The sequence below is a fragment of the Vibrio sp. R-1 genome, from assembly GCF_035615595.1.
Classification (GTDB): domain Bacteria; phylum Pseudomonadota; class Gammaproteobacteria; order Enterobacterales; family Vibrionaceae; genus Vibrio; species Vibrio cholerae.
Genome location: NZ_WPDC01000068.1, coordinates 1 through 17,633 on the forward strand (window position 1 = coordinate 1; position 17,633 = coordinate 17,633).

General features: G+C 49.2%; 14 protein-coding genes. 7 read left to right on the forward strand and 7 right to left on the reverse strand.

The window, feature by feature from the left end:
* Window positions 1-158 precede the first annotated feature (158 nt).
* The gene (gene orn, locus GOU96_RS13245; RefSeq protein ID WP_000010185.1) at window positions 159-704 is read right to left on the reverse strand and encodes an oligoribonuclease; all 546 of its coding nucleotides are present in this window, start codon (window positions 702-704) and stop codon (window positions 159-161) included.
* Window positions 705-826: 122 nt separating this feature from the next.
* Here orn and rsgA point away from each other — a divergent pair, with 122 nt between their 5' ends.
* The 6 genes from rsgA (at window position 827) to GOU96_RS13275 (ending at window position 8,495) form a co-directional block, all read left to right on the forward strand.
* A complete protein-coding gene (rsgA, locus tag GOU96_RS13250; RefSeq protein ID WP_000162638.1) occupies window positions 827-1,888 on the forward strand; it encodes a small ribosomal subunit biogenesis GTPase RsgA in 1,062 nt (353 codons plus the stop codon).
* 95 nt (window positions 1,889-1,983) lie between these two features.
* Complete coding sequence (gene asd / locus GOU96_RS13255) at window positions 1,984-2,841, forward strand: archaetidylserine decarboxylase (protein ID WP_032473103.1); 858 nt, start codon at window positions 1,984-1,986, stop codon at window positions 2,839-2,841.
* Window positions 2,842-3,048: 207 nt separating this feature from the next.
* Window positions 3,049-4,464, forward strand: coding sequence for an SLC13 family permease (locus GOU96_RS13260; RefSeq protein WP_001135825.1), 1,416 nt, complete (start codon window positions 3,049-3,051; stop codon window positions 4,462-4,464).
* A gap of 151 nt (window positions 4,465-4,615) precedes the next feature.
* The gene (locus tag GOU96_RS13265) at window positions 4,616-5,503 is read left to right on the forward strand and encodes a DMT family transporter (protein ID WP_000540242.1); all 888 of its coding nucleotides are present in this window, start codon (window positions 4,616-4,618) and stop codon (window positions 5,501-5,503) included.
* A gap of 142 nt (window positions 5,504-5,645) precedes the next feature.
* Window positions 5,646-7,178, forward strand: coding sequence for a 2,3-bisphosphoglycerate-independent phosphoglycerate mutase (gpmM, locus tag GOU96_RS13270; RefSeq protein WP_148508003.1), 1,533 nt, complete (start codon window positions 5,646-5,648; stop codon window positions 7,176-7,178).
* A gap of 168 nt (window positions 7,179-7,346) precedes the next feature.
* Entirely contained in the window at window positions 7,347-8,495 is a 1,149-nt protein-coding gene (locus GOU96_RS13275) for a murein hydrolase activator EnvC family protein (RefSeq protein ID WP_134986861.1), read from the forward strand.
* Here the strand turns inward: GOU96_RS13275 and GOU96_RS13280 are convergent.
* From GOU96_RS13280 to nudC, 4 genes are all read right to left on the reverse strand, one after another.
* Window positions 8,492-9,451 (reverse strand): DHH family phosphoesterase, encoded by a 960-nt coding sequence (locus GOU96_RS13280; protein ID WP_114762530.1) that lies wholly within the window; start codon window positions 9,449-9,451, stop codon window positions 8,492-8,494. The two genes, GOU96_RS13275 and GOU96_RS13280, sit on opposite strands and share 4 nt — an antisense overlap.
* 86 nt (window positions 9,452-9,537) lie before the next feature.
* Window positions 9,538-10,173, reverse strand: a complete 636-nt coding sequence (locus GOU96_RS13285; protein WP_001920521.1) for a TetR/AcrR family transcriptional regulator — start codon at window positions 10,171-10,173, stop codon at window positions 9,538-9,540.
* Between the two features lie 98 nt (window positions 10,174-10,271).
* Complete coding sequence (gene hemE, locus GOU96_RS13290; RefSeq protein ID WP_267782446.1) at window positions 10,272-11,339, reverse strand: uroporphyrinogen decarboxylase; 1,068 nt, start codon at window positions 11,337-11,339, stop codon at window positions 10,272-10,274.
* 253 nt (window positions 11,340-11,592) lie between these two features.
* The gene (nudC, locus tag GOU96_RS13295; RefSeq protein WP_172527227.1) at window positions 11,593-12,369 is read right to left on the reverse strand and encodes an NAD(+) diphosphatase; all 777 of its coding nucleotides are present in this window, start codon (window positions 12,367-12,369) and stop codon (window positions 11,593-11,595) included.
* Between the two features lie 183 nt (window positions 12,370-12,552).
* Here nudC and GOU96_RS13300 point away from each other — a divergent pair, with 183 nt between their 5' ends.
* Window positions 12,553-13,041 (forward strand): Rsd/AlgQ family anti-sigma factor, encoded by a 489-nt coding sequence (locus GOU96_RS13300; RefSeq protein WP_001911830.1) that lies wholly within the window; start codon window positions 12,553-12,555, stop codon window positions 13,039-13,041.
* A 104-nt stretch (window positions 13,042-13,145) separates the two neighbouring features.
* Here GOU96_RS13300 and rpoC read toward each other — a convergent pair whose 3' ends face one another.
* Complete coding sequence (rpoC, locus tag GOU96_RS13305) at window positions 13,146-17,351, reverse strand: DNA-directed RNA polymerase subunit beta' (RefSeq protein WP_267782442.1); 4,206 nt, start codon at window positions 17,349-17,351, stop codon at window positions 13,146-13,148.
* Window positions 17,352-17,455: 104 nt separating this feature from the next.
* Window positions 17,456-17,633 (reverse strand): hypothetical protein (locus GOU96_RS18625; protein ID WP_420719690.1); only part of this gene is annotated, 178 nt, incomplete at its 5' end.

Genomic DNA, 17,633 nt, shown 5'->3' on the forward strand with positions numbered 1-17,633 from the left:
ATCAACAACGTTTTCCGTCGTTTAGGGCTGCGAATTATAAGAGCATTTTCTTGTGATGCAAGAGCTTCTCGTGAAAAAAACTCTTTTTTTTTTCGCTTGCCGAAAAAGCATGCAAGATGTCGAACAATTGCTCTTTTTATAGCATTGAATACCCGATATTAGATCTTGAATACCGCCTTACGGTAGAACTGAAGCTCAGCAATTGACTCTCGAATATCATCCAAAGCAAGATGGCTACCTGTTTTACTGAACTCTTTTAGCACTTCAGGCTGCCAGCGGCGAGTCAGCTCTTTGATGGTGCTGACATCAATATAACGATAATGGAAGTACGCTTCCAAACGCGGCATGTGTTTGTAAAGGAAACGTCGGTCTTGACCAATACTGTTGCCACAAATCGGAGATTTGCCTTCCGGCACCCACTGCTTTAAAAACGCGAGCGTTTGATCTATAGCTTCTTCTTCACTTACTTTGCTTTGACGCACACGCGCCACCAAGCCACTTGCGGTGTGCGTTGTGGTACACCATTCATCCATTTTCGCGAGTTCGGATTCGGGTTGATGAATCGCAATCACTGGGCCTTCAGCTAAAATGTTTAACTCACTGTCAGTAACAATGGTCGCCATCTCAATGATTTTGTGCGTTTCAGGATCAAGTCCCGTCATCTCTAAATCAATCCAAATCAGATTCTGGTCGCTGAAAGACATAATGGTGCGCCTATAGGGGTTTATTCACAAAAGAGGTACTATACCCAAATTCAGATCGACAGGATACGTATCAAATTGAGATTTGATACGCCTTATATCTAGCAGAGAGTAAGTAGAACACTGTGACAAAAAAGAAAAAGCTTACACACGGTCAAGTACGCCGGGTTAGAAATAACCAACATAAAAAACTCAAACAAGAAGAGTCTATCGTTTGGGATGAGGCCTTGCTCGGCAGTGCGCAACCGGGATTAGTGATTACCCGCTTTGGTCAACATGCCGATATTGAAGATCCAGCGACGGGGGAAATTCATCGCTGTAACCTGCGTCGCGGCATCGAAAGTTTAGTATCCGGCGATAACGTCCTGTGGCGCCCAGGGGCTGAGACTCTCGCGGGCATTTCCGGTGTGGTAGAAGCGGTGGAAGCTCGCAGCTCTGTATTAGTGCGCCCAGATTATTACGATGGCCTCAAACCCGTTGCAGCAAACGTGGATCAAATGGTGATCGTGTCCTCGGTATTACCCGAGCTCTCTCTAAATATTATTGATCGCTACTTGATTGCTTCCGAAACGTTGGGCATTGCACCACTCATCGTGCTGAACAAGATTGACCTACTCAGCCCAGAGCTTCGAGAGCAATACAGCACATGGTTAAATGATTACCGCGCCATTGGCTATGACGTGCTCTACGTCAGTAAGAAAACCGGTGAAGGGATTGCGGATCTTGAAGTGAAACTGCGCGATCGCACCAACGTGTTTGTGGGTCAATCGGGTGTTGGCAAATCCAGTTTGGTCAATGCATTACTTCCAGAATTGGAAGAAGATGTGGAAGAAGGGGCGATTTCTGAAACCTCTGGCTTAGGCCAACACACCACCACCGCCGCACGGCTTTATCACATTCCAAGTGGAGGTGATTTGATTGACTCACCCGGGGTACGTGAATTTGGTTTGTGGCACTTAGAAACCGATGATGTCACCAAAGCTTATGTCGAATTTCGCCCTTACTTAGGCGGCTGTAAATTTCGTGATTGCAAACATGGGGATGACCCGGGTTGCTTGTTGCGTGAGGCCGTAAGCAAGGGAGAAATCAGCGCACTGCGTTTTGATAATTACCATCGGATTGTGCAAAGCATGACGGAAAACAAAGCCAATCGCCAGTATTCGCGCAGCAAAAAAGCCGATCTGTAAGAGCAAATTGTTAGCAAGTTTAGAGCATCTACTGACAGAAGGCGCGATTTTCAGTAACATCTCGCGCCCATCACCACTCTATTGGAATGTAAACCATGGATAAGATTAAAGTTGGACTGCAATATTGGATTCCACAACATGCCCTGACCCGCTTGGTTGGCAAGTTGGCGTCTGCGCGTGCAGGCAGCCTGACCACGGCCATCATCCGCTGGTTCATCAAGCAATATAACGTCAACATGGACGAGGCTCTGCACTCTGACCCGACCCACTTCAAGACGTTTAATGAATTTTTTGTACGTGAGCTAAAAGCTGGCGTGCGCCCTATCGCTGAAGGCGAAAAGGTGATTACTCATCCTGCCGATGCATGCGTGAGTCAGTTTGGTGCGATTGAAGACGGTAAGCTTATCCAAGCCAAAGGCCACACTTACTCAGCCCAAGAGCTGCTCGGTGGTGATGCCAAGCTCGCGGAAGAATTCCGCGATGGCGATTTCGCCACTCTGTATCTCTCACCACGGGATTACCACCGCGTACATATGCCTTGTGATGGCACATTGCGTCAAATGATCTACGTACCGGGCGATCTGTTCTCGGTAAACCCTCTGACAGCGGAAAATGTACCGAACTTGTTTGCCCGCAACGAGCGTGTGGTGTGTATTTTCGATACAGAATTTGGCCCAATGGCACAAGTGCTGGTTGGCGCCACCATTGTCGGCAGTATTGAACTGGTTTGGGCGGGCACCGTGACTCCGCCGCGTGGCAACACCGTTTATCGTTGGGACTACCCAGCAAACGGTAACCAAGCCGTGGTTCTCAAAAAAGGCGAAGAGATGGGTCGCTTTAAACTGGGCTCCACCGTGATCAACCTGTTTGCCAAACAAGCTATTCGCTTTGATGACAGCATGGCACTGGGCGCACCAACCCGCATGGGCGAGCCCTACGCACACCAATCTTAATATACGACTTAGAGTTGCAGCCAACACCAACGCTGCTTCAAGTCGGAAGACTCAACATCCCAGCTTCGGCTGGGATGTTGTCTTTTGAAGCTCGCCACACATCTGCACTGTCACTGATAGCAAAACCCCAAAATTTAACCGCCCTCTAAGACCCATAGATTTCAGTCGCTTACTCTAAGCTTTCACTTGAGCCAAAAGGGAAAGCCCATGCCGCAACTGGAACGAGGTCTACTCGTCAAACTCCTGATCTGTTTCTTACTGCCGTTGGGCGTACTATTGATGCCGATTGATGCAATCCCGATTCAAGATCTCACCTTGGTTCAACACCGTTTACTGGCCATTTTCCTTCTTGCTGCACTGCTGTGGGTGTTGGAGCCTGTTCCTGTGTTTGCCACGTCGATCCTGATCATTGCCCTTGAGCTCGTCATGATTTCCGATAAAGGCTTGCATGGCTTTCGAGTGCCCGATCCGCATCATCCGCTCGGTGAACTCCTTAAATACACCGATATTTTCAGTGCCTTCTCCTCTCCCATTATCATTTTGTTTATGGGCGGTTTTGCTTTAGCCATCGCTGCATCTAAATACGAATTGGATAACAACTTAGCACGAGTGCTACTCAAACCTTTTGGCCACCAGCCTAAGTACATCATGCTCGGGTTAATGCTGATCACCTCAGTTTTCTCGATGTTTATGTCCAACACAGCGACCACAGTGATGATGTTGGCGCTGCTTGGCCCTATTGTTGCGTCTGCCCCCAAAGGGGATTTAGGCATCAAAGCTCTGGTGCTGTGCATTCCGATTGCGGCCAACACAGGGGGCATCGCAACCCCGATCGGCACGCCACCTAATGCCATCGCACTGCAGTATCTAACGGGCGAAAACAGCATTGATTTTCTGTCATGGATGATGATGGGGTTACCGTTCGTATTGGTACAACTGACGATTGCTTGGTTCTTACTACAAAAGCTTTTCCCCTCCTCACAAGCCACAATGACCTTGAAACTCAAAGGCGAATTTCAACGCGGCTGGCGTGCCATGCTGGTCTACATCACGTTTGCTTTAACTATTGTGCTGTGGATGACCACCACATGGCACGGCATGAACACTTATGTGGTGGCGATTATTCCACTCGCCGTGTTCACCCTCACTGGCATCATGGGCAAAGAAGAGCTGAAACAGATCAACTGGGATGTGCTTTGGTTAGTTGCCGGTGGGATCGCGATTGGCATCGGCCTTGAACAGACTGGACTCGCCCAAGCGTTAGCACACGCCATCGACTATCAGTCTCTCTCACCGATGCTGATTGTGATTGCTCTTTCGTTGGTGTGCTGGCTAATGGCCAACTTTATGTCTAACACGGCAACCGCCAACTTGATCATGCCGATTGCCGCAGCAATTGGTACTTCGATGAGTAGTCTTGAGCAAGTCGGCGGCTTACAAGCGCTGTTAGTCGTGGTCGCTTTTTCCGCGTCACTGGGGATGATTTTGCCCGTTTCGACACCGCCCAACTCGCTTGCTTACTCAACGGGGCTTATCGAAAGCAAAGATATGGCAAAAACGGGTTTAGTCATTGGGGTGATTGGGCTTGGCATCGTCTATCTGATGGTGTTCCTACTCGGATAAACTCCCTCTTTCTCCTCTCCTTCACACCTTGTCGTCACTTTTGATACGGCAAGGTGTGAACCCTCTAATCGCACAGAAATTGGTTTTGTTTTCCTGATTGCTTAATGGCATATTGAGTGCCCTCATCACTCCCAACCGCAAGGATGACGCAATGGGTTACGAATGGCTGGCACTTGCTGCGGCCTGTCTTTGGGCTATCGCCAGTTTACTTTCTATCACTCCCGCGAAACACCTCGGCTCTTTTGCTTATAGCCGCTGGCGTATGGGGTGTACCTCCGTCATCTTAACCACCATTGCTCTCTTTAGCGGAGGTTGGTTAACCGTACACAGCAGTGCGATTCCAGCCATGATGCTGTCGGGGTTTATTGGAATTTTCATCGGTGATACCGCGCTTTTTGCTTGCCTGAATCGCATGGGGCCAAGACAGTCCGGTTTACTCTTCTCCTGTCATGCGGTGTTTTCTGCCGTGCTCGGTTATTTCCTGTTTAGTGAAAGCATGACCAAGCAAGAGCTATTCGGCTCTACTTTAGTGTTTAGCGGCGTTCTGATGGCGATTTTCTTTGGTCGCCGTGGGCAAACTGGGCCTAGTTTGGATAGCATCAATGGCAGTGTGTGGGTTGGAATTGGACTCGGCTTAACCGCCGCCTTATGCCAAGCCCTCGGGGGCATTATTGCCAAACCCGTGATGCAAACAGAGATCGATCCGATTGCTGCCTCTGCAATGCGGATGATCACCGCCTTTGCGGCTCACTCTTTACTGCGTTTAACTGGCGCGCGCATTGCTCGTCCTACACAAACCATCACGCTCAATATCTTTTTGGTCACGGCACTCAACGGCTTTATTGCCATGGCGGTTGGTATGACGCTGATCCTCTACGCTCTGCGTGAGGGGAATGTCGGCATGGTCGCACTGCTCTCCTCCACCACGCCCATCATGCTGTTACCACTGCTTTGGTTCTACACTAAACAGTGCCCAAACCGCTATGCTTGGTTAGGGGCTATCCTTGCCGTTGGGGGCACCAGCTTGTTGGTGTCTTAAACGCGATTTTGATCAATAGGCTACATTTACTTGCATTGATAGAGAGAATCATTGATCTTAACCGGATGCAAAGCGTCTAGATTGTAGTAAAATTACGCTAATTTTACGTTTCAGTTATTTTGATTTTGACGAGGTTAGAACTATGTCAGCTAAGAAGCCAATGGCTCTGGTGATCCTAGATGGTTGGGGTTACCGCGAAGACAACGCAAATAACGCGATCAACAATGCGCGTACACCTGTGATGGATAGCCTAATGGCCAACAACCCTCACACTCTGATTTCTGCTTCTGGTATGGACGTAGGTCTACCTGATGGTCAAATGGGTAACTCAGAAGTGGGTCACACCAACATCGGTGCTGGCCGCATTGTTTACCAAGACCTGACTCGCATTACCAAAGCGATCATGGATGGTGAATTCCAACAAAACGAAGTTCTGGTGACTGCGATTGATAAAGCAGTTGCTGCGGGCAAAGCCGTTCACCTGATGGGTCTGATGTCTCCAGGTGGCGTACACTCACACGAAGACCACATCTACGCAGCAGTAGAAATGGCGGCCGCACGTGGCGCAGAAAAAATCTACCTGCACTGCTTCCTTGACGGTCGTGACACACCACCACGTAGCGCAGAAGCGTCACTGAAACGCTTCCAAGATCTGTTTGCCAAACTGGGCAAAGGTCGTATCGCTTCTATCGTGGGCCGTTACTACGCCATGGATCGTGACAACAACTGGGATCGCGTTGAAAAAGCCTATGACCTGCTGACTCTGGCGCAAGGTGAGTTTACTTATGACTCAGCGGTTGAAGCACTGCAAGCGGCTTACGCTCGTGAAGAAAACGATGAGTTTGTGAAAGCAACCGAAATCCGCGCAGCGGGTCAAGAATCTGCCGCGATGCAAGATGGCGATGCCCTGCTGTTCATGAACTACCGTGCTGACCGCGCGCGTCAAATCACCCGTACTTTCGTGCCTGATTTCGCAGGCTTTAGCCGCAAAGCCTTCCCAGCGCTGGATTTTGTGATGCTGACTCAATACGCAGCAGACATCCCACTCCAGTGTGCGTTTGGTCCAGCCTCACTGGAAAACACCTACGGTGAGTGGCTATCAAAAGCGGGTAAAACTCAGCTACGTATTTCTGAAACCGAGAAATACGCGCACGTAACCTTCTTCTTCAACGGCGGCGTTGAAAATGAATTCCCAGGCGAAGAGCGTCAACTGGTGGCTTCACCAAAAGTAGCCACCTACGACCTACAACCAGAAATGAGCTCTAAAGAGCTGACTGACAAGCTGGTTGCAGCGATCAAATCAGGCAAATACGATGCGATCATCTGTAACTATCCAAACGGCGACATGGTCGGTCACACTGGCGTTTACGAAGCTGCCGTGAAAGCGTGTGAAGCCGTAGACGAGTGTATTGGTCGTGTGGTTGAAGCTATCAAAGAAGTGGATGGTCAACTGCTGATCACCGCTGACCACGGCAACGCGGAAATGATGATTGACCCAGAAACGGGCGGCGTACACACAGCGCACACTAGCCTACCTGTACCACTTATCTATGTCGGCAACAAAGCGATCAGCCTAAAAGAAGGCGGAAAGCTATCGGATCTAGCTCCAACCATGTTGGCGCTGTCGGATCTGGATATTCCAGCAGACATGTCAGGCCAAGTGCTGTACAGTTAAGCTGACTCGATGATGATGAAAGCCCTGAATACTCAGGGCTTTTTTATACGCTTTTCCCACCGAGTGCGATGAGAATTGCAAACTTTTGACATCACAGGCTCGCCTGATGCCAAGCTTTGGGTATACTGAAGCACCCGTTTTTTATTCACTAACACTAGACCAAACTCAATGACAGCAACGGATCCGCACGCGATTTTCAGTGACTTTCTAGGAAAAACCTTGACCCGACGTCTGCTGGCCTGCCTGTTATTTATGGTTTCGCCGTCGCTCTTTGCGGCTACGCAACAGGAGTTAACGGGAGTAAAAAGTGAAATATCTCGCCAACAACAATCACTGGCAGAACAACAAAAATCGCTCGACCAACTACAACAAGCCCTTAAACAACAAGAGCTTGGCATCAACAGTATCGAAAATCAGATCACGAAAACCAAAAACAATCTGGAGAATGCCAATCGCAACATTGCTCAGCTCAATAGCAATATTCAGGCGCTGGAAACTCAGAAACAGCAACAAGCCGATAAACTCGAACGACTACTGCAGACCTACTATCTCACTAAACGCTCACTGACGAATGGTCAATTTTTTCATCGCAGTGCCGATGAAGACCGCATCAGCCAGTACTATCAACATTTGGCAAAAAGCCGCGCGCAAGCTATCGAAGCTTTAGAAAAAACCCAAGCCGATCTCAATGCCAGTCAACAGCAGAGACAAGCTGAGCGTGAACAGATTGAGAAATTACTGGCAGAGCAGACCCAACAGCGAGACAAACTGGCTAAAACGCAAAGTGAGCGTAAGCAAACCGTAAAGAAAATTGAGAGCAGCATTTCCGGCGACAAAGTCTACCTTGCCGAATTGCAGCGCAACGAAACGCGCCTCAAAGCTGAAATAGCCAAAGCCGCCAAACGCAATGCAGTATTGATGAATGGCATTGCGAGCCAACGCGGTAAGCTACCGTGGCCACTGAAAGGGCGTGTGCTACATAACTTCGGTGAACGCCAAACTGGGCAGATTGATTGGAAAGGTTTGGTCATTGATGCCAATTACGGCCAAGAGGTCAAAGCGGTTTATCCGGGCACGATCGTGTTTGCCGAGTATCTGCGAGGTTATGGCTTGGTTGTGCTCCTCGACCACGGTAAAGGTGATATGACACTGTATGGCTTCAACCAAACTCTGCTCAAGAAAGAGGGCGACAAAGTCATCGCAGGTGAAACCATTGCTCTTGCGGGTGATACTGGTGGCCAATCACGCCCTGCCCTCTACTTTGAAATCCGTCGTAATAGCCGCGCGGAAAACCCTTCGCAGTGGTTACAGCGCTAAGAGGCGTAAAATGCCTCGACAACCGCAATCACGTTATCGAGCAGCGCATAGGGGAGTTGATTGACTCCCCCGGCCGATTCTCGCCCCCCACCAGAAGGAAACTGGGCACACAAAGCTCCCGCGCCTCGTTTATCGCTCAAGGGAGCACGTAAAGAGAGCGTGTAATGCTGCTCATCCGCATACGTCACAATCAAATGCGCACGTTGCATATCCTGATTAGCAAGATGATTGGCAAATGCGCCGCTCACGCGCTGCGCTGCTGCACAATCGGGTAAGATCACCACGGTGACACTTGAGCTCCGATAATAAGCCGGTTGCGCAAGGGCAAAAGCAAAATCTTGCTGATAAGCGCTGCGTAATTGGTAAAAAGGCGAGTTGAGATCAGCCAGCACAGCCCACGGTGTTTGATAAGCGAGTAAAGTTTGATACAACGTATCAGGCGCGAAATGCAGTTCAGATACGGTGCGGCCATAGCCATTGTAGTTAATCAGCGTTCCTAATTCACAAAGGGCATCGGTTTGTGCGGCATCGAATCCCGCTTCTTCCGCCAGAGTGTGTGCCACACGGTGTAAGTTATCGCCAAACGCTGCTGTTATCGCCCAGTCACGAAAACGCCCTTTCAGTAGCCGATCAATGATCAATGCTGTACAGAGATTGGCATCGGTATCAATATGCGCTTGCAGTGCAGAATGGGCAGGAATATCGCCGGGCTGATGATGGTCGGCATAAAATACATGGGCTCCCGCTTGCAAAGCTCGCTGCAAGCCAAGCTGATTTTTAGCCATGGAGATATCCAATACCACCAGCTCATCACCAGCCGTTACCGTCAGTCGATCGAGTAAGGCAATATCGCGCTTAACGCCCGTGACTAGCTGAGTCGATTTAGGATGCGCTAGACGCCATTGCACAAGAGAAAGAATGCCATCAGCATCCCCATTAAATACATCGTAATCCACGTAAAGCTTCCTTTCTGGCTGGAAATGTTCAGGAAGTTAGCAACGAATCGGCTCCATGCCCAAGACAGATTGGTTATAACTCATGCTCAGGCATGCATAGCTCGCACACCTTCTTCAAGCAGTTGAAGCTGTTCACGCCCCGCCTTAGTGGCACAAGGTTTAACGACCGAGATCATCTGTAACATGCCTTGATGAATCACCTCTTCCGTGATCTGAGTTTTGTGTGACATCGCCGATTGATAACCAAGCCAGCTGGACGCAATCAGATGCAGAGTCCGCACCAGTTTCGGCATCTCATCCTCATTCAACTCCAGCAGTTGCAGATTGACAAAATTGCGCACGATATCAATCAAATTGGTCTGTAATCGTTCTTGAACCCGAATGTAGTCAGCATGCAACTCTTCATCGCGCTGCAAGATTTCCGGCAAATTGGCATAGAAAAAACGGTATTTCCACATCAGAGTGAAAATCGAATCCAAATAGTGCTTGAGTAGAGAAAGGCTCTCATACTGACCTTGTAGCGGAGTAAAACGCTCAATCAGCTCCGCCGAGTAGAGCGCAAAAATATCACGCACTATCTCCTGCTTATTGCGAAAGTGGTAATACAAATTACCTGGGCTGATCTCAATATGAGCAGCGATATGGTTAGTCGTGATGTTACGTTCACCTTGCTGATTAAACAGCTCAAGTGCCGCATGCACTATGCGATCCTTAGTTTTCATCATGATTCGCTTCGTCTTTCTGTCTGGATTACCGAAGTATAAAACAGTCGGGCTCAAGATGTGAAAAGCGTCTGACCTGCAGACGCTTTTCACGTTTACTATGGATGGTACGGCTTCGAAAGCTCATGCACCGCTTCAACAAACACACCGGCATTTTCAGGCGGCACGTCCAAATGAATACCATGCCCCAAGTTGAACACGTGGCCTGTGCCACCTTGGCCAAATCCAGCCAAAATACTCGCCACCTCTTCACGAATTCGTGGGGCAGGAGCATACAGAATGGAAGGATCCATATTGCCTTGCAGTGCCACTTTGTCTCCCACACGCGCTTTAGCGTCGGCGATATTGATCGTCCAATCTAAACCCACAGCATCACAACCTGTAGCCGCGATCTGCTCCAGCCACATGCCACCATTTTTGGTAAACAGCGTGACTGGTACACGGCGGCCTTCGTTTTCACGAATCAAGCCAGCGACAATCTTGTGCATGTATTGCAAAGAGAACTGTTGATAATCACGCGGTGTTAACACGCCGCCCCAAGTATCAAATACCATCACCGCTTGTGCGCCGGCTTTAATCTGAGCATTCAGGTAGCTGATAACACTGTCAGCTAATTTATCTAACAGCGCATGCAGCACGGCAGGCTCGCTGTACATCATCTTTTTGATTTTGGTGAAGGCTTTTGAACTGCCACCTTCAACCATATAAGTGGCGAGCGTCCAAGGACTGCCAGAGAAACCAATCAGCGGCACTTCACCTTGCAGATCTTTGCGAATTTGACGCACCGCGTTCATCACATACTGCAATTCCCCTTCTGGATCGGGAATACCAATCTTATCGACATCGGCTTTGCAGGTGATGGGATGCTCAAAGACTGGTCCTTCGCCCGCCGCAAAACGCAGCCCAAGTCCCATCGCATCAGGAATCGTCAAAATATCAGAAAACAGGATCGCAGCATCAAGCGGAAAACGGCGCAGCGGCTGTAAAGTCACTTCTGAAGCCAACTCTGCATTCTTGCACAGCGCCATAAAATCACCCGCTTGAGCACGAGTGGCACGGTATTCAGGGAGATAACGCCCCGCTTGGCGCATCATCCATACAGGAGTGTAATCGACTGGCTGCTTGAGCAAAGCACGCAGGTAGCGATCATTTTTTAATTCAGTCATGGTGATTCCCACTTTTTCGGCTTCTTTACTTTGGCGCGTATTCTAACATCGTTTGTCCCACAAAAGCGGTTGGCTTTGCAAGCGGGATCAAGTTATTAACTTTTAAATCAATGCTTAAATTGCGTCCAACCCTTAACGGTGTTAAAAATTTGTTCGCTAGCGAAAACTATAATCATAAACTGAGTCCTCGACTCAGCATCTCATAACGACATCTTACTTACCCCCTCCTTAACCGGAGGGTTTTTTTTGCCTTTTAAGCCTGATCTTGGGCAATATCGGCCAACGTCTGCTCAATCAAAGCGCGGGCAATCGTCCCTCGCGGTGCAACAGGAGGAAGGTTTTCGATACCAAACCAATTGGCATCACTCAATTCACTGTAATCGGGTTTAAGCTCACCAGAGTCATAATCGGCTAAAAACGCCATCATCATACTCGACGGAAATGCCCAAGGTTGGCTGCCAAAGTAGCGAATATTGGTCACGACGATACCAGTCTCTTCCAACACTTCACGCGCAACACACTGTTCAAGCGTCTCCCCTACCTCAACAAAGCCGGCAATCACGGTGTACATACCATTGCGATGGCGTGGGTGCTGCGCCAGCAAAATTTGCTGCTGTTTACGTACGGCAACAATAATGCAGGGAAAAATACGCGGATAGTGCAAGGTTCGGCAATCGTGGCACTGCATTGCCAGTTGCTGATGATTGAGATAGTTACGCCCCCCACATTGCGGACAAAATCGTATGGTTTGGCTCATATGGCCATATTGCACCGCTTTGCTTGCAGCAAGAAACAGCGCCTCATCCACACCCAATAACTCACGTAATGAACTGAGCGGACGATCCTGCTCAATATCTGCAGCATTCAGCCAGTAGACAGGGGAGTTTTGGTAACGATCCACCAAGATCGCTTTCTCTTGTGGCAGATCCCACTGCTCTGCGCTGCCATAAGGAATTTGGCCATCCACCAGCCAAAGATCGCTGCCTGAAACAACACACCAATAAGCGTTCTTGCCGTCACTCTTTTCCACTCTGCTTCTCCTGATTGCTTGCAGTCGGATCATTTTACTGGCAATCTAAATTCACACCACAATTTGTCAGCACAAGAATTATTGACTATAACTTTTTGTGAGGGCAGTAGTGATATCTTATTGATATTACTAAAAAGGCAAAGGAACGATCGTCAGTGACGATCCGATCATGAGGACATGGTCATGCTAAGAAAATTCAAAAACGTCCAAGAACAATGGGGTGGTTCGAGCGATATCATTGACCATTGGCTGGATAAACGACAGCATGTGATCGTTGAATATTGTAAGCTGGCAGCACTGCAACCTTGTACAACCAAAGCTGCGGTTTCTGAACTCCCGTCTCCACAGGCTCTGCTGTATTTTTGCCAAGAATTAGTGGATTACATCTCTGAAGGCCATTTCAAAATCTATGACATGGTCATGGATAAGTGGCACGCCACCGGTTTTAAAGCGACCGATGAGATCAATCAAGTCTACGGTAAAATCGTCGCTACCACCGAACCCCTGCTCAATTTTAATGATCAGTACGCAACGGTGACTGAATACGATGAACTGCTCGATCTAGATCGTGACTTATCAAAAGTTGGCGAAGTGCTTGAGCTACGCTTTTCTCTTGAAGACCAATTGATCCAGTTAATTGCGGATAGCCTTGCTGTACCTCCGGGTGCTTAGCAGAACACTCGTTTTCAATCGGTGATTTCCGCAGCGAAGATGAATGTAAAAAATAGACCAATAAAAAAGGCACCTTAAGGTGCCTTTTTTCATAGCTTGATGACTTACTCGTCGTCAGAAGAGAAACCTGCATTCAACAGTGCAGCGAGGTTGTCAGTGGCTTGTTCAGCCGATGGACCTTGCTGTTCTTGTGCACGTTTGGCCTGACGATCTTGGTGGTACGCAAAACCTGTACCAGCTGGGATCAGACGGCCAACGATCACGTTCTCTTTCAGACCGCGCAGATCGTCACGCTTACCAGATACCGCTGCTTCCGTTAGAACGCGAGTGGTTTCTTGGAAAGATGCTGCTGAGATGAAAGACTCAGTCGCCAGAGATGCTTTGGTAATACCCAGCAGCTCACGCTCGAAACGAGCTGGCTCTTTGCCTTCTTCAACCAGTTTACGGTTCGCGATCTTCACTTGTGAGTACTCAACTGTCTCGCCAGGCAAGAACTCTGAGTCACCCGCGAAGGTGATCGTACACTTACGCAGCATTTGACGAACGATAGTCTCGATGTGCTTATCGTTAATCTTAACGCCTTGTAGACGGTAAACTTCCTGAACCTCGTTCGCGATGTAAGTGGTCACTGCATGGATACCACGCAGACGCAGGATGTCATGTGGCGACTCTGGGCCGTCCGCAATCACATCACCACGCTCAATGCGCTCACCTTCAAACACGTTTAATTGACGATGTTTAGGGATCATCTCTTCGTAAGTGTCACCACTGTCGCGAGTGATGATCAAACGACGCTTACCTTTGGTCTCTTTACCGAACGATACAGTACCTGAGTGCTCAGCCAGAATCGCAGGCTCTTTTGGCTTACGCGCTTCAAACAGGTCAGCAACGCGTGGTAGACCACCGGTGATGTCCTTGTTACCGCCAGACTTCTGAGGAATACGAGCCAGTGTATCACCCACATTCACTTCAGCGCCGTCGTCCAAGTTCACAATCGCTTTACCTGGCAGGAAGTATTGAGCTGGCATGTCAGTACCTGGGATCAGGACATCTTTACCATTTGCGTCAACCAGTTTAATGGCTGGACGCATGTCTTTACCTGCTGCAGGACGCGCTGCGGCTTCAGTCACTTCACTTGAAGACAGACCGGTCAGATCGTCCGTTTGACGAGAAACAGTTACGCCATCGATCATATCCACAAACTGTACGCGACCTGCCACTTCAGTGATGATTGGCATGGTATGCGCTTCCCAGTTCGCTACGGTTTCGCCCGCAGCCACTGCATCACCATCGGCTTTGCTCAGCATAGAGCCGTATGGCAGTTTGTGTTTCTCTTTGGTACGACCAAATTCGTCAATGATGGTCAGCTCAGAAGCACGAGAGGTGATAACAAGCTTGCCATCTTTATTGGTTACGAACTTCGCATTATGCAGTTTCACAGAACCGTTGTTCTTAGCTTGGATGCTGTTTTCTGCTGCTGCTGTTGATGCCGCACCACCGATGTGGAACGTACGCATCGTCAGCTGTGTACCTGGCTCACCGATTGACTGTGCCGCGATAACACCGACCGCTTCACCTTGGTTCACCAAGTGACCACGTGCTAGGTCACGACCGTAACACTGCGCACAACAACCGAAGTCAGAATCACAAGTTACCACTGAACGTACTTTGATTTGGTCAACAGAGTTATCGTTGATCACCTTACACCACTTTTCATCCAGCAGTGTATTACGAGGGATCAACACTTCATCTGTACCTGGCTTGAGGATATCTTCCGATACCACACGGCCCAGTGCCAGTTCAGTCAGTGCGACTTTAACGTCACCACCTTCGATGTGCGGTGTCATCACCACGCCTTCTAGGGTGCCACAGTCATGTTCAGTCACCACAACGTCTTGCGCTACGTCTACCAGACGACGAGTCAGGTAACCGGAGTTCGCTGTTTTCAGTGCCGTATCCGCCAGACCCTTACGAGCACCGTGCGTTGAGATAAAGTACTGAAGAACGTTTAGACCTTCTTTAAAGTTTGCCGTGATTGGCGTTTCGATGATCGAGCCATCTGGACGCGCCATCAGACCACGCATACCCGCCAACTGACGGATCTGAGCAGCAGAACCACGAGCACCTGAGTCGGCCATCATATAGATGCTGTTGAACGACTCTTGTTTTTCTTGTTCGCCTTGACGGTTAATCACCTGCTCAGAAGAGAGGTTTTCCATCATCGCTTTCGCTACGCGATCGTTGGTTGATGCCCAAATATCGATCACTTTGTTGTAGCGTTCGCCAGCGGTCACCAGACCAGACTGGAACTGCTCTTGAATTTCGCGTACTTCTTCTTCCGCTTCAGCAATTTCCGTGTACTTAGCCGCTGGAACTACCATATCGTCGATACCAACCGATACACCAGAGAGTGCCGCGTAAGCGAAACCGGTGTACATGATTTGGTCAGCGAAGATAACGGTGTCTTTCAGACCCAGCTTACGGTATGCCTCGTTGAGCAGGTTAGAAATTTGCTTCTTACCTAACTTCTGGTTCACCAAGGTGTATGGCAGACCTTTAGGTACGATTTGCCACAACATGGCACGGCCAACGGTCGTGTCAATCATCTTGGTTTCAGTGGTCAGCTTACCGTTTTCATGCTTGATGGTTTCGGTAATACGTACTTTAACGCGAGCGTGCAGCTCAGCAGTCTTAGTACGGTACGCCTTCTCAGCCTCAGCAGGACCAGTCAGGTACATACCTTCGCCTTTCGCGTTGATCTTTTCACGGGTCATGTAGTACAGACCCAGTACCACGTCCTGAGACGGTACGATGATTGGATCACCTGACGCTGGCGACAGAATGTTGTTGGTTGACATCATCAGGGTACGAGCTTCCAACTGCGCTTCAAGCGTCAGAGGAACGTGTACCGCCATTTGGTCACCGTCGAAGTCCGCGTTATACGCCGCACACACTAGTGGGTGCAGTTGGATCGCTTTACCTTCGATCAGGACCGGTTCAAACGCTTGGATACCCAAACGGTGAAGTGTTGGTGCACGGTTCAGCAGCACTGGGTGTTCGCGGATCACTTCATCCAAGATATCCCATACGACCGCTTCTTCGCGCTCAACCATTTTCTTAGCGGCTTTGATCGTCGTTGCTAGGCCACGAGTTTCCAGCTTGCTGTAGATGAATGGTTTGAACAGCTCAAGAGCCATTTTCTTCGGTAGACCACACTGGTGCAGACGCAGGTATGGACCTACGGTGATAACCGAACGGCCTGAGTAGTCAACACGTTTACCCAGCAGGTTCTGACGGAAACGACCTTGCTTACCTTTGATCATGTCAGCCAGAGACTTCAGCGGACGCTTGTTCGAGCCCGTGATCGCACGACCACGACGGCCGTTATCCAGCAGCGCATCCACAGACTCTTGCAGCATACGTTTTTCGTTACGTACGATGATGTCTGGTGCCGCCAGTTCAAGCAGACGCTTCAAACGGTTGTTACGGTTGATGACGCGACGGTACAGATCGTTCAGATCCGACGTTGCGAAACGACCGCCATCCAGTGGAACCAATGGACGTAGATCAGGCGGCAGAACTGGTAGTACAGTCAGGATCATCCATTCAGGTTTGTTACCTGATGCGACGAACGCTTCAACCAGCTTCAGACGCTTAGTCAGTTTCTTACGTTTGGTTTCAGAGTTAGTGGTATCCAGCTCTTCGCGCATCTGCTCTGCTTCTGCAGGCAGATCCATCGATGCCAGCAGATCTTTGATCGCTTCAGCACCCATTTTCGCGGTGAACTCATCGCCCCACTCTTCCAAACGGTCGAGGTACTCTTCCTCAGTCAGCATTTGACCACGTTCAAGGTCAGTCATGCCTGGCTCAGTCACTACGTACATTTCAAAGTAAAGTACGCGTTCGATGTCACGCAGAGGCATGTCCATCAGTAGACCGATACGAGATGGCAGAGACTTCAGGAACCAGATGTGCGCAACTGGAGAAGCCAGTTCGATGTGGCCCATACGGTCACGACGAACTTTAGTTTGGGTGACTTCAACGCCACACTTCTCACAAATCACACCACGGTGTTTCAGACGCTTATATTTGCCACAAAGACATTCGTAGTCTTTTACCGGGCCAAAAATACGCGCACAGAACAGACCATCACGCTCAGGCTTGAACGTACGATAGTTGATGGTTTCAGGTTTTTTCACTTCACCAAAAGACCATGAACGGATCATGTCTGGTGAAGCCAGACCGATTTTGATCGCATCAAATTCTTCGGTCTTATGCTGTGCTTTTAGAAAGTTTAATAAGTCTTTCACATTCAGCTCCTGTAAGGAGTTAAAAGGAACTCGCTGCGATTGGCAACGAGCACCTTCCTACCGAAACCGGTAGGCTTCCCCTTGCGGGGAAACCTTAGGGTTTATTATTCGTCTTCTAGCTCGATGTTGATACCCAGCGAGCGAATCTCTTTCAGCAGTACGTTGAACGATTCTGGCATACCAGGTTCCATCGCGTGATTGCCATCTACGATGTTTTTATACATCTTAGTACGGCCGTTCACGTCGTCCGATTTCACGGTCAACATCTCTTGCAGGGTATAC

What these genes read in the sequence shown, in the direction of transcription:
- orn (WP_000010185.1), bottom strand. Translation starts at nt 704, where the DNA reads ATGTCTTTCAGCGACCAGAATCTGATTTGGATTGATTTAGAGATGACG.
- asd (WP_032473103.1), top strand. Translation starts at nt 1,984, where the DNA reads ATGGATAAGATTAAAGTTGGACTGCAATATTGGATTCCACAACATGCC.
- GOU96_RS13260 (WP_001135825.1), top strand. Translation starts at nt 3,049, where the DNA reads ATGCCGCAACTGGAACGAGGTCTACTCGTCAAACTCCTGATCTGTTTC.
- GOU96_RS13265 (WP_000540242.1), top strand. Translation starts at nt 4,616, where the DNA reads ATGGGTTACGAATGGCTGGCACTTGCTGCGGCCTGTCTTTGGGCTATC.
- gpmM (WP_148508003.1), top strand. Translation starts at nt 5,646, where the DNA reads ATGTCAGCTAAGAAGCCAATGGCTCTGGTGATCCTAGATGGTTGGGGT.
- GOU96_RS13275 (WP_134986861.1), top strand. Translation starts at nt 7,347, where the DNA reads ATGACAGCAACGGATCCGCACGCGATTTTCAGTGACTTTCTAGGAAAA.
- GOU96_RS13285 (WP_001920521.1), bottom strand. Translation starts at nt 10,173, where the DNA reads ATGAAAACTAAGGATCGCATAGTGCATGCGGCACTTGAGCTGTTTAAT.
- hemE (WP_267782446.1), bottom strand. Translation starts at nt 11,339, where the DNA reads ATGACTGAATTAAAAAATGATCGCTACCTGCGTGCTTTGCTCAAGCAG.
- GOU96_RS13300 (WP_001911830.1), top strand. Translation starts at nt 12,553, where the DNA reads ATGCTAAGAAAATTCAAAAACGTCCAAGAACAATGGGGTGGTTCGAGC.